The organism is Streptomyces sp. NPDC013157 (assembly GCF_042899865.1).
Taxonomy (GTDB): Bacteria; Actinomycetota; Actinomycetes; order Streptomycetales; family Streptomycetaceae; genus Streptomyces.
Window position 1 is genome coordinate 212,863 of the sequence record NZ_JBIBAK010000003.1, and the last position, 12,458, is coordinate 225,320.

The 12,458-nt window shown below is 70.3% G+C and carries 10 protein-coding genes, 1 tRNA gene and 2 pseudogenes; 6 read left to right on the forward strand and 7 right to left on the reverse strand.

The features are described 5' to 3' along the window. The first annotated feature begins 34 nt into the window (after positions 1 to 34). From ACFY6U_RS11060 to ACFY6U_RS11070, 3 genes and pseudogenes are all read left to right on the forward strand, one after another. Positions 35 to 1,375 (forward strand): ricin-type beta-trefoil lectin domain protein, encoded by a 1,341-nt coding sequence (locus tag ACFY6U_RS11060; protein ID WP_390036892.1) that lies wholly within the window; start codon positions 35 to 37, stop codon positions 1,373 to 1,375. Beyond that, positions 1,344 to 1,574 (forward strand): annotated as a pseudogene (locus tag ACFY6U_RS11065) (hypothetical protein); the annotation flags it as partial. The gene ACFY6U_RS11060 and the pseudogene ACFY6U_RS11065, both read left to right, overlap by 32 nt. A 130-nt stretch (positions 1,575 to 1,704) precedes the next feature. Beyond that, positions 1,705 to 2,349 (forward strand): site-specific integrase, encoded by a 645-nt coding sequence (locus ACFY6U_RS11070; RefSeq protein ID WP_390036893.1) that lies wholly within the window; start codon positions 1,705 to 1,707, stop codon positions 2,347 to 2,349. 404 nt (positions 2,350 to 2,753) lie between these two features. Here the strand turns inward: ACFY6U_RS11070 and ACFY6U_RS11075 are convergent. From ACFY6U_RS11075 to ACFY6U_RS11090, 4 genes and pseudogenes are all read right to left on the reverse strand, one after another. Then, positions 2,754 to 2,870 (reverse strand): annotated as a pseudogene (locus tag ACFY6U_RS11075) (transposase); the annotation flags it as partial. After that, positions 2,864 to 3,295 (reverse strand): PQQ-binding-like beta-propeller repeat protein, encoded by a 432-nt coding sequence (locus ACFY6U_RS11080; RefSeq protein WP_390036894.1) that lies wholly within the window; start codon positions 3,293 to 3,295, stop codon positions 2,864 to 2,866. The pseudogene ACFY6U_RS11075 and the gene ACFY6U_RS11080, both read right to left, overlap by 7 nt. A gap of 480 nt (positions 3,296 to 3,775) precedes the next feature. Further along, complete coding sequence (locus tag ACFY6U_RS11085; RefSeq protein WP_390036896.1) at positions 3,776 to 5,827, reverse strand: WD40 repeat domain-containing protein; 2,052 nt, start codon at positions 5,825 to 5,827, stop codon at positions 3,776 to 3,778. 47 nt (positions 5,828 to 5,874) lie between these two features. Beyond that, entirely contained in the window at positions 5,875 to 7,437 is a 1,563-nt protein-coding gene (locus ACFY6U_RS11090; protein ID WP_390036898.1) for a hypothetical protein, read from the reverse strand. A gap of 287 nt (positions 7,438 to 7,724) precedes the next feature. Here ACFY6U_RS11090 and ACFY6U_RS11095 point away from each other — a divergent pair, with 287 nt between their 5' ends. Further along, complete coding sequence (locus tag ACFY6U_RS11095; RefSeq protein ID WP_390036900.1) at positions 7,725 to 9,023, forward strand: DUF2207 family protein; 1,299 nt, start codon at positions 7,725 to 7,727, stop codon at positions 9,021 to 9,023. A 902-nt stretch (positions 9,024 to 9,925) separates the two neighbouring features. Here the strand turns inward: ACFY6U_RS11095 and ACFY6U_RS11100 are convergent. Further along, positions 9,926 to 9,999, reverse strand: a tRNA-Pro gene (locus tag ACFY6U_RS11100). 105 nt (positions 10,000 to 10,104) lie between these two features. Here ACFY6U_RS11100 and ACFY6U_RS11105 point away from each other — a divergent pair. Both ACFY6U_RS11105 and cobF read left to right on the forward strand, forming a co-directional pair. Further along, positions 10,105 to 10,614: a DUF309 domain-containing protein gene (locus ACFY6U_RS11105; protein ID WP_390036902.1), complete on the forward strand. Its 510-nt coding sequence runs from the start codon at positions 10,105 to 10,107 to the stop codon at positions 10,612 to 10,614. Between the two features lie 45 nt (positions 10,615 to 10,659). Then, complete coding sequence (gene cobF, locus ACFY6U_RS11110; protein WP_390036904.1) at positions 10,660 to 11,442, forward strand: precorrin-6A synthase (deacetylating); 783 nt, start codon at positions 10,660 to 10,662, stop codon at positions 11,440 to 11,442. A gap of 3 nt (positions 11,443 to 11,445) precedes the next feature. On the opposite strand, the gene ACFY6U_RS11115 is transcribed toward cobF, so the two are convergent. Further along, the gene (locus ACFY6U_RS11115; protein ID WP_390036906.1) at positions 11,446 to 12,192 is read right to left on the reverse strand and encodes a cobalt-precorrin-6A reductase; all 747 of its coding nucleotides are present in this window, start codon (positions 12,190 to 12,192) and stop codon (positions 11,446 to 11,448) included. A gap of 123 nt (positions 12,193 to 12,315) precedes the next feature. Continuing rightward, positions 12,316 to 12,438 (reverse strand): type B 50S ribosomal protein L36, encoded by a 123-nt coding sequence (gene ykgO, locus ACFY6U_RS11120; RefSeq protein ID WP_046728129.1) that lies wholly within the window; start codon positions 12,436 to 12,438, stop codon positions 12,316 to 12,318. Positions 12,439 to 12,458: the final 20 nt, after the last annotated feature.

Here is a 12,458-nt window from a genome sequence, read left to right on the forward strand (position 1 = left end):
CCTGTGCAACCCCCCACCACGGAAGAAGGAGTGCATGAAACGCACACCACTCTTGACGTCCTTCGCGGCGGCCTTACTTCTCGTCCTGTCGGCTGCGGGCTCCTCGTTCAGCAGCGGCCTCGGCACGCCCGCGTCGACCACGACCACCGGCGCCCTCGGGGCGACCGCCGGCTGCGGCAGGGCTCCGGCCCTGACCAGTGGCACCCACACGATCCAGAGCGGCGGCCAGACACGCAGTTACATCCTGCGCGTCCCCGCCGGGTACGACAACAACCACCCCTACCGGCTGATCTTCGGCTTCCACTGGCGGGGCGGCACGGCAGGCGACGTCGATTCGGGCGGAACGGACGGGTACAACTGGTCCTACTACGGCCTGCGGCGCCTGGCGGACAACGCGAACAACGGCACGATCTTCGTCGCCCCCCAGGGCAACGGCAACGGCTGGGCCAACCCCGGCGGCCAGGACGTGGCCTTCGTCGACGCCATGGTCAGCCAGCTCGAAGCAGGTCTGTGCGTCGACACCACCCAGTTGTTCTCCGCCGGCTTCAGCTACGGCGGTGCGATGTCCTACGCCCTCGCCTGCTCACGGGCGACGGCCTTCCGTGCGGTCGCGGTCTATTCCGGCGCGAACCTCAGCGGGTGCAGCGGCGGCAATCAGCCCATCGCCTACATGGGTCTGCACGGTATCAGGGACAACGTGCTGCCCATCTCGTCGGGACGGGAACTGCGCGACACCTTCGTCCGGACGAACGGCTGCACCACGCAGAACCCGCCCGAGCCGGCCTACGGAAGCCTGACGCACATCATCACCACCTACTCCGGATGCCGGTCCGGATACCCCGTCGTCTGGGCCGCGTTCGACGGAGCGGGCCATGACCCCGGTCCCATAGACGGCTCCACCGGTGACGGCTGGCACACCTGGACGTCGGCAGCCGTGTGGCAGTTCTTCACGCAGTTCGGCTCGAACCAGCCGCCGCCACCGCCCTCCGGCAACCAGGAGATCGTCGGGCAGCAGTCGGGGCGCTGCCTCGACATCAACAACTCCACGACGGCCAACGGCACGCAGGCACAACTGTGGGACTGCAACGGCGGCTCCAACCAACGGTGGACCTACAACACCGGAAAGCAGCTGATGGTCTTCGGCAACAAGTGCCTGGGCGTCGGCCAGTCCGCGGGCAACGGCACCCCCGCGGCGATCTGGGACTGCACCGGGCAACCGGACCAGCAATGGAACGTCAATCCCGACGGCACGATCACCGCAGCACAGTCGGGACTCTGCCTGGACGCCAACGGCCAGGGGACCGTGAACGGGACGAAAGTCCAGCTGTGGAACTGCACGGGCGGTGCGAACCAGCACTGGCAGCTCGACAACTGACCCGCCGGGGCCAGGCACGCCCGATGCCGGCCTGGCCCCGTGCCATGCTGCCGAAAAACGGCACCGGGGTGGGAAGCCCGTCTCGAAGCCCACTACGTTCGTCCACTACCGCTACCGCTACCGCGACCACGTCCGCGCCGACCTCATCCCGGCCTTCGGGCGCATCGCCCTTCAAGATGTTCGTCCGCGGCACATCACCGCTTGGCAGGAGGCCGAGTTCGCTCGCGAGCGGGGGCGCACCACCGTCTACCGGATCGGCGCCACTCTCAGGCGCCCTCGGCTCCGCCGCGCGCGCACGGCTGATCGCGGACAACTCGTGCCGGTACGCGATGGCGCCCAGGCCCACGGCGCAGGAGCGGATGCGCTGGAACCCCGCCCAAGCGGCCGCGTTCCTTCGCCACAACCACACCCATCACGGCGACCAGCCGGCCGACCTGTTCGAACTGCTGCTCGGCACCGGCATGCGCCGTGGCGAGGCCCTCGGCCTGCACTGGACGCATGTCCACCTGTCCGAGAAGTCCCTGCTGGTGCGCTGGAACCCAACGGCTGTCAACAACCACCGGCTCTATCTCGGCCATCCGAAGACCAAGGCGAGCCGGAACTGGGTCAGCCTGTCCCTGCGTGTCGCGGCCGCGCTGGAAGGCCTGGTCTTCTGCCAGCCGGACGGTTGCCCGCTGCGCCCGCAAGGTGTCCTGACCGAGCTGCGCCGACGCTCTGAGGAGATCGGCCTGCCCCGGATCGGCGTCCACGACCTGCGGCACACCGCCGCCACCATCATGATCAGCTCGCGGGCCCCGCTGACCGTGGTCTCCAAGACGCTGCGCCACTCGACGCTGTCCACCACCGTCAACCTCTACGGCCACCTGCTACCCCACGCCGCCCGCGACGCCGTCACCCCCATCGACAAAGCCCTGACCCGCTCCGACCGCGAACACCGCCAGAGCACCTCGGCACCAGAAGACCGGGCAGCTTGAGACCGGCTGCCGAGCGTCTCTCGATTGCCATCACGTGTCACACGAACGCACCCAGCGGGCCTGCCGTTTCCGGCAGACCCGCTGGTGAACACCGTCAGGACGACAGGATTTGAACCTGCGACCCCTGACCCCCAGCGGATCTAATCAGGACGCATGATGTGCGCAGCAGGATCCCTCGTGCGCCATCGCGCACACTGTGTGGTCCCCAGCTGGTCCCCACCGACGGTCATAGCTCTGCCGCCAGACGCTCCCTGAAACGTGTCGACGCCATGGCTAGGTCCACCGGCTGGACGCTGCCGCACAGGTACCGTCTCCCCGAGGGCGACATCTTCTCCCTGGGGCATACTCGTCGACTACGACTCCGTAAGCCGTCTGCCCGGTCCCGGCCCCCGACACTGCCGAGTCCAGAACGGCTTCGATTCGCTGTCGCCGACCACCACACCGAGGATCTCGCGGTGCCCGGTGGCGGAGATCCCGGTCGCGATGACCACGGCCTGCGAAGCGATCCAGTGATTCATCCTGCCGCGACCTGCTCACCTACGGCGAGGAAGCCGACCTGGCCTCGGTCATCCAATGGGCGGCCAGCCGAGCCGACGTCGCACAGGTCTGCGACGCGCTGCACGAGTCCGGTCTGCATCGCATCGCCTATCGCATAGCGGAGGTGCGCGCAGAGCGAGGGGTGAACCGCCGGGTTCGGTAGAGATCTCAGAGGGCCGGCGCTGTCGGCGAAGTACACAACGCCGGTGCCGGCCACCGGCGATGCCTCGATCGGGGAGTCGTTGGGCAGTGTCCAGCGTCGCTGTCCGGTGTCCGCGTCGACCACCACCAGATCGAAGAGATCATCAAGGACATAGACGGCGCCGTCGGCTATGGCCGGCGTCCGGTAGGGAATGCCCCCGCCGGGTACCTTCCACAGCGTTCTGTCGCCGACGTCGACACCAGTCATCGCTCCCCCTGCCCAGGCATCGTTGGCCTTCCGCGTTCACCCGGCGCCCTTGTGCACGACCAGACCGCGCAAGCCGGTAATGAAACGAACCCCGACATGTCGCTTTTGGGCAGCGCCACCGTGAATCCGCGTGCTCCTACAGCCCGTTGGCCTCGCCCGGCCTCGCAACTCTCGGGTCCCGTTACGGTCGAAGCCGACGCGAGACGGCTACGACGGATCGATGGGACAACGCGGACCGGCCGGAGAGTTGGACGCCGCACGGGCGGTGAACTCCCGGCCCGGCGCCGCGGGACGGCGTCCACAGCCGATGGCAGCGCGGCGTGCCCGCCCATCCCGTCCGTGGCCGGACGAGCCGCGCGGGGGGCGGTATCCGCGAGGTTCGGGCCACAGGCACCGGCCTATCGCGCACGTCGCGCGGGTTCTCGGCATCCGTCCCGAGGCTCCGCGCGACGGGGTGAGACGGGTCTCGGCTGAACGCGTTCATCGTCTGGTGAGCGGGAGGCTCAGGACCCCGCGGTCGTGCCCGACGATCAGGTCCGGACCCGCGGTGGCCAGACAGGTGAGCACCACATCCAGGGCGATGTGCCCCACCGCGCCGGTCTCCGGTTCCCATACCCGCAGCCGGTGACCGTGACGGGTGCCGGTGACCAGGACCGTGTGGCCGCCGTGCAGGGCGGAGGCGGTGATGACCGGCAGGCCCCCGGTGCCTGTCGAGGCGGGCAGACCGTCGCCGACCGGGGCACCGGTGGCAAGGTCCCACAGCATGACCACGCCCTGGTTGTCCCCGGTGGCCAACATGGTTCGGTCGGGTGTGGGCACAGCCGCCACGGCTGCCACCCGGTGGTCGGCATCGGCGAGGGCACGGGCGCTCAACTGCACGGCCGCGCCGCGTTCCCAGGGGTCCTCGACGGCAGGGTCCCACACATGAAGGCGGCCCCCGGTATCCGCGGCCGCGATCAGTGTGTGGTCGGCGGAGATCGGGACGGCGGCGATCGACTGGATCGGACTGCCATAGGGGTTGAGGCGCCCGACGCACTCACCGGTGTCCGGATCCCACAGCCGGACCGCGCCTCGGGGGGTGGCGGTGACGAGCAGGGTGCGGCCGTCGGGGACGATCGCGGTACACATTCCGGTCACCCCGCCAGGCCAGTCCCCGGCCGGTTCGCGGACCGGCTGCCCGGTGACGGGGTTCCACAGGGCGATCGTCCCGGTGTCGCCTCCGCTCGCCAGAAGGACGCGGCCGTCGGGCAGGGGCAGGGCCGTCATGGAGCGGATACGGTCACGGTGTCCTGGCAGCGGGGCATGGACGAGCCGGGCGTCGGCCACGTCCCACAGGCACACCACGGCCCTGTCCCCGGCGCCGGCCACGAGCGTCGGCCGACCCGGGCGGGAGACCACCGCCAGCGCGTTGACACCCCCGGATGAACCGGGCGCCGAATCGGAGAACACCGGCACATCGGAGAACACCGAGATACGGCCCCAGGGGGTGCCGTCGGCCGCGAGCACCGCGTTCCCGTCCTGCCGGAACCGAGTCGCCGCTTCACCTGTTCGTCCGGGCGCCGTCGACTCCACCATGGCGGCCGACTCGTCGGAGTCCGCCCGCGCCTCCGTCGGGCGGTGCCGGGGGCTCGCACCGTCCGGGTTCTCCGCCAGGCCGTCGGCGATCGTCCACGTCTGCTCGCAGTCCCAGCAGCGGAAGTCTCCGGTGAGCGCCATCAGTTGGCGGGCCAACTCCCATGCGTCCTGTTGCGGGGTGCCCCCGACGGCGACCATGCCGACGACCAGACACAGGACGGCCTGTCCCGGTGTTTCGGGGGGTACCCCTGCCACCGCGACGTCGCGTGCCGCCCGCAGGAAGGGCTCCCACTCCTCGCCCACTGCCTCCTCCCGCAGTGCGGCAGCGACCTCGCCCCAGGGATGTCCTCCCTGCCTGACATGGGCGGGATCAGGGCGTCCCGGAGCCTCGGCGGGCGGACGTGCCGGGTCCACGAAGAAGTCGGGGATCTCGGTATCGCTCCCGCACTCGGGACATATCAGCAGGAGGTCACCTTCCCGGGGATCGGGGAACCGCCACAGCGCTTCGCCCATGTGGTGGCCGGCGAAGGCCACGCAGGCGAGCACGAGGTGGGCGCAGACCCGCGGGGTGGTATCGGCGGCAAGGAGGCTTCGGATGGCCGCCCGCTCGGCCAGACGCAGTGCGGCGCCGAAACCCGTCTCGAGATCGGCCGGGACGGGGGGCCTGTCCTCCGCGGTCACGATGCATCCCAAGTCCACCCAGAAGTCCGCGGTCTGTCCCGGAGGCAGGGCCGCTGCCGCCTCGACGAGATGCGGCAGAGCGGCATAGGCCCCGTCGAAGACGGTCCCGTCGTCCATCAGGCCGCCGGCCAGGTACGTCCAGGTCTGCCTCCATCCATCGTCGCTCCCGGTGGCAGCCGCGGAGGACAACTGCTCCAGGAGTGCTTTCACCTCTTCGACCTTCACACCGTCGAGGTCAAGCCAACGAGGGCTGTGCAGGGGCAGCTTGGGAATCATGGAACGAGTCTCGCAGGCAGCACTGACAATCAGGAGGCTGCCCCGGATCAGCTCATCATCCGATCGGCGACCACTGCCACGGAACGGGGGACGATCCGCTCCAGGACCGGCAGAACAAGATCCCAGTCGCCCGCAACCATCACGACCTGCGCGGCGAGCCTGCGGGCGTGGGACGGCTCGGACAACTCCACGAGTGCGGCCAGGGCGCGGGCTCGTGTCGCGCGGTGGGCGATCGAGCGGGTGAGAGCCTCGGCCCGGGCGTGATCGCCGTGCCGGGCCGTCTCCCGGACGACCGCGACCAGTGCCTCGCCCTGCGCCCAGCGGTCGTTGATCGAGTGAACGAGAGCCTCGGCCCAGCCTGGATCGCCACGCCGGGCCAGCTCCCGGACCACTTCGATCAGCGCCCTGTCCTGTGCCCTGCGGTCGTTGATCGTGTGGGCGAGAGCCTCGGCACCGCCCGTGTCACCGGACCGGGCCAGTTCCCCGACGACGTCCGCCTGCCGCGCCACGGACAGATCGGGGTCGAGACGGCCGGCGAGGGCCATGGCCCGCTCGACCTGCCCGTGCCTGGCCAGCAGGAGCGTCACGGACCTCAGCAGAATGTCGTGATCACGGCCGTCGCCGGTCTCGAGCAGTGTCTCGGCCCGGTCGGCAAGGGCCAGGACCACGTCCTGGTCGGCGCTGTGAACGACCGCGTCCAGCACACAGGCCATGTCCCAGGCGTCGAGCGGGGATCCGGGAGGGAACGGGCGAACGGCGGCCTCGTCCAGGTCTCCTTCCGGGACCACCATGTCCTGTTCGGCGGCTTCGCCGAGCGCCCACCCGCATACCGTGCCCCCGGCGCCGACGGCCGGTCCGGGCGGGGTGCGCAGGAGAGCATCGAGCCGGTGAAGGTCTCCCGCCAGCGCCTCGCGGGCCAACACCGCCGCCAGGGGCCGTGGCTGGGACCACCCTGTCGAGTTGCGGGAGCGGGTGATGTCCTCCACGCGGTCGGCAAGTGCAGCGGCTCGGTCATGGTCGCCGCTGGCGACGGCCACCTCCACGAGGAGGGCGAGCACCTGTTCCGTCCCGTCGGCGGCGTAAGAACTCACCACGTCGTCGGCGCGAGCGGCGAACCTGAGCGCCTCATCGATGTCGCCGCTGTCCGCCACCGCCTTCGCCAACAGGGCCCAGGCCCACGCCCAGTTGTGCGGGTAGCGGATCCTCTCCGCCAGAGCGACGGCCCGGTCACGCTCACCGGCACGGGCCCACGCCGGCACGAGGGCGACCAGTGCCTGGTCCCGCACCTGCCGTAGGGGAATCGACTCGGCCAGCGCCTGAGCGCCGCCCAGGTCTCCCGCGCCCGCCGCGGCCTGCACCAGCGCCAGTAGTTCCGTACCCTGCTTGAGCTCGTCACTGATCGTGTACGCCAGCTCAGCCGCACGGACGAGGTGGCCGGTGCGGGCAAGCGCCCTCGGGAACCACCCACTGGTGAGACCGGTGCTCGAGTGCCTGCCGACCGACAGCCGCAGAAGGGTCAGCAGGCAGGGCTCGAACCCCCCCTGAGCGATGTCCCTTCCCATGTCGTTCTCGGGTGCCAGGCCGCGACGTAGCTCTCGTTCCCGCGTCATGAAAAGCTCCGGCCCCCACTGGGCCAACCCCTCTGACATACCTGGTGCCCCCCTTCGAAGCCCCTCAACTGCGCACCTGCGCAGGCGGCCCAACAGTAACGGGCCCCCGACCTGACGGAGTCTCGCCAGTGGCCTGGCCGAGACGCTGGTCCCGTTGGAGCGCAGGAAGGCGACAGCGCGCCCGCGCAGCTGAATCGCCGCACAGATCCACGCACCGCTGAGCCCGTTGTTTCAACAGGGCAGCGGTGAACATCGCGTGGCTCTCAGCTCGGACATCAGCTTCGACGATGCCTGGGCTGCGTGTTTTCCCCGATGCGGTGATCCCCAAGAGCGTCTACAGTCGTCTCGGTCACATTTCTGGGGGGCGTATGAAATATCGAATGTTGACCGCCGGTGTGGTGAACCTGCTGATGGGAGACGGCGAGACAACTCCGAAGGGCATCGAGACCACCGCCCTGGAAATGGTCCGCACGGGCCGACTGCAGGGTGAAGAGAAAGCCGACGGTACGGTGACCGTACGAATCGTCCCGCAGACCGCCGACTCGGCACCGCTGCGGCCCGTCGAGGAACTGATGGTCGAACGGATCCGCCGGCGCTGCCGAAGCGGTGTGGACCGCGTGCCGATAGGCGCCCTCGGGCCGGGCGACGGCGACGAGTTCTGGGTATGGTGGCGCGGCTTTCAGAACAGCGTCCGCAACGAGGCGACCGCTCTTGGCCTCATACGGTCGGCCCGGAACAAGTACGTGACGCTGCTGTATCGGGGTGCGGCCCTCGCGGCCTGGTTCGGCGCCCTGTGGGCCGGCGTTTCGTTCAGTCCCGAGTGGATGCGGATCATTCTCAAAGCGGTCCTCTTGCTCAGCCTGTTGGGGCTGGTGCGACTGTCAGACGTCCCGCTCGAATCCGGGCCCAGGTTGACGGCCGCCGGACGGCAGGCCGCGCGCGAGTGGCGGACCCACGACCGCGCTGGAGAGCATCGGCTGCCCAAACGCCAAGTGGGAGCGGCTGGTCCCGAATCGGCGCTTCCCGTGCGCGAGCCGCAGCGGATCTGGTCCGCGTACGGCAGATCGTGGCACGTCGTGGACGCCGGGCCGCTGGACACCCCGCGCTGGGGACACCTGTGGCAGCTCGTGCTGCTGGCCCTGGCCGTGTGCGCCGCCTTTGGTGCCCTGGTCGCGGTGACCCTGACCGCGCACCGCCCGGCGTTGGCCTGGGAATGGGACACCGCTCCGTTGCTCGCCGGCGTACTGCTGTGGGGTTTGTGGCTGCCGGCCCGCCGCCGGGTCCTGGCCGTTCCCGACGAGGCGAGCTTTCGCGGTGCCGTCATCTCACGCTGGGACTACGACACCCACTACGACGACCCGTACACGGACATCACGCACTACTGCTGCTCCATCGAGGACCCGGCGACGCGGAAAGCCTGGTCCTTCGAGGTCGACCAGTGGAGCCGGCCGATGTTCTCACGCGCAGCGAACCCCGAGCTCAAGGACCGGTTCCGGGTAGGGGACGTCGTCGATGTCCACTGCAGCCCGCGTCGGCGAAAGATCCATCAGATCAGTGTGGTCGAGGCCGTGTCGCGGACCGACTGACGATTCCAGCGACGAGGCGTCGTAACCGCTATCGGTTCGAAGTACCACGCAGCCGTAGACGCTGGGTCGGCCAGAACCTCCGGGTACGCGTCCAAGATGGAGGCACAGAGGAAGCCCAGCAGCGGACTGGTCGGCACAAAGCGGTACTTCCCACCAGACGGTGGCGACGAACCTCGCGCCTCGGCCGTCCTCCGGTCCCTGCGTCCAGGGCGCGAGCTATACCGCAACGCGGGCATCCTCTCAGCCGAGTTGTGTCCGACCCCCCGGACGGCCCTCTAGGTGCCGGATGGCCCCGGTCTCACGCTGGCCCAGGCCGCACTCGTCCACGTCGACCCTTGAAGCCTCCACTCCCGAGACCTACTTGACAGTCGGCGCCGACGACCTGCTTCGCCACTGACCGACGTCGAGGCCACCGGCACGGTGAAGTTCGCAGACCATGCATGCACATGCCGCAGGGAACCTCATCGCCGCTGGGGGCGCCCTGGACCTTATTGGGCCGTCCGGCTGCATCAACGGGCGGCATTAGGGTTCAACAGCCGTAATTGGCACGAGCCAGCAGGCCCATCGACATCCGTGCCACACGCTGCCTCAGGGCCAAGCCGGCGCGATGCCAGACGTCGACAGCTGCCAGCCTCCGGGAGGTCACGTTCGATGAAGTGGTGTACCGACGGCCATTCCACGAGACGGGCCCCGCCGCCATCATCTGTCCGGGACGCACTAGAAAATCACAGGTCAAACCATGTATCCGCGCCACCGGCCTGTCATCTGCGGCGCACTTTGACCGGGTCAAGGTGCGCCACAGCCCCTTCAACGTGAACTGGTCCCCAAGCGGTCCCCAAGAATAATCAAGGGACCGCTTCAGATCTCCTCTGAAACGGCCCCTGACCTGCGACTGTCTCCAGTCGGGACGACAGGATTTGAACCTGCGACCCCTTGACCCCCAGTCAAGTGCGCTACCAAGCTGCGCCACGTCCCGATGCGCTCACTCGCGGTGACCCGCGTGATCGCGTGAAGAGAACCTTACCCCACGTCCGCGGGCGGGCAGAAAGAGGGCGGGGGCAGTGGGGGGACAATCGGTCGTATGGGAGACGCGGAGACAGGGGCACGGGACCGGGACGCCGCGGGGCGGGCGCGCAGCGCCCGGCCGCGGGACGGGCTGGGTCGGCCGCTGCCGTACGGCGCGCCGGGTGTCGAGCGGCAGCCCGAGGGGGTCGTACGGACTCCGCAGGAGACGGTCGCCGAGGCGCAGGCGCTGCTGGACGCCGGGAAGCCGTTCCACGCGCACGAGGTGTTCGAGGACGCCTGGAAGTCGGGGCCCGAGACGGAGCGGACGCTGTGGCGCGGGCTGGCCCAGCTGGCGGTGGGGCTCACGCACGCGGCCCGCGGGAACGGGACCGGCGGGGCGCGACTGCTGCGGCGGGGCGCGGGCGCGGTCGAGGAGTGGGCGGCCGGGGGCGGGGAGCGGCGGCCGTACGGGATCGATGTCGACGGGCTCGCACGGTGGGCGCGGGAGCTGGCCGGGCGGGTGGAGGGCGGTGCCGGGAGCGTCGAGGCGAAGGGCGAGGCACCCCGGCTGCGCGGCTCCCGGTAGCACCGGGGTGACCCGCTGTCAGTGGCATACGGCAGACTCGGGTGCGTGCGAGAGATTCATGTCATCGGTATCGGCGCGGGCGACCCCGACCAGCTCACCCTCCAGGCGGTCCGGGCGCTGAAGAGCACGGACGTGTTCTTCCTCCTCGACAAGGGCGAGGTCAAGAGCGACCTGACCCGACTGCGCCGGGACATGCTCGACACGCACATACCGGACGGGGGTTACCGGCTGGTCGAGGCGCGGGACCCGGAGCGGGACCGGGCCGCGGGCGGCGGGGCGTACTCGCCGGCCGTCGGTGACTGGCGCAGCGCCCGCGCGGACATCTACGAGCGGCTGATCCGCGAGGAGTTGGGCGAGGGGCAGACCGGCGCCTTCCTGGTGTGGGGCGATCCGTCGTTGTACGACAGCACGCTGGCGATCCTGGAGGAGGTGCTGGCCCGCGGCACGGTGCGGTTCGGGTACGACGTGGTGCCCGGGATCAGCAGTGTCTCGGCACTGGCGGCCCGGCATCGTACGGGGCTGAACCGGGTGGCCGGGCCGGTGCAGATCACCACCGGGCGGCGGCTCGCCGAGGGGCTGCCGGACGGGGTGGACGACGTGGTGGTGATGCTCGACGCGCACCAGGCCTTCCGCCGGTACGCGGACGAGGACATCGACATCTACTGGGGTGCGTACCTCGGCACCCCTGACGAGATCCTGGTCTCCGGTCCGATCGCCGAGGCCGGTCCGCGCATCGAACGGCTGCGGGCCGAGGCACGTGAGCGCAAGGGCTGGATCATGGACACGTATCTGCTGCGCCGCCACCCGGAGGTTCCCAGGGAGGGCTGATGGTCAGGTGGGGTCGAGCCCGAGCCGTTCCAGGACGCCGGCGACGTCCGGCACCGCCGTCACACCGTCCGGCAACGGGGGCCGTCGTACGACGACCACGGGCAGCCCGAGCTCCCGTGCGGCCGTGAGTTTGGCGGCCGTGGCCGCTCCCCCGCTGTCCTTCGTGACCAGGACGTCGATCAGGTTCCCGGTCAGCAGCGCGGTCTCGTCGGCGACGGTGAACGGTCCGCGCGCCAGCAGCACTTCGGTGTGCCTGGGCATGGGCGGCTCGGGGGGTTCCACGGACCGCACGACGAAGTGCCGGTCCGTCAGGTGGGCGAAGGCGGACAGGCCCAGGCGGCCGGTGGTGAGGAAGACACGGGGGCCGAAGCGGGGCAGGGCGGCGGCGGCCGCGGGCAGGGACGGGACGGGGTGCCAGTCGTCGCCGGGGCGTGGCTGCCAGCCGGGGCGGCGCAGGACGACGGCGGGGGTCCCGGTGGCCCGGGCGGCGCCGGCCGCGTTCGCGGTGATCGTCTCGGCGAAGGGGTGGGTGGCGTCCACCAGCGCGTCCACGTGGTGTTCGCGCAGCCAGTCGCCGAGGCCGGCCGCCCCGCCGAAGCCGCCGGTGCGCACCTCGCCGGCGAGCGTGCCCGGCCGTGCGACCCGGCCCGCGAGCGAGGTGGTGACCCGGACCCCGGGGCGCCCCGACAGCTCGGTGGCGAGGCGGCGGGCCTCGGTGGTACCGCCGAGGATCAGGACGTGCGGGGACATGGGACGAGCGTACGGGGCCTTCGCATCGGGTGACGCCGTGGGGCCGGGCGGCCGGCCGACGCCGTGACGCACGACGGCCGCCCGGACGGATCGCCGGGCGGCCGTGGTGGGACGGGACCTCCGTCAGCCCTGACGGGCCTTGAAGCGGGGGTCCTTCTTGTTGATCACGTAGACCACGCCCCGCCGGCGGACCACCTGGGCGCCCGGCTTGGCCTTCAGTGAGCGCAGGGACTTGCGGACCTTCATGGTGCTGTTCTCCTCGGGTC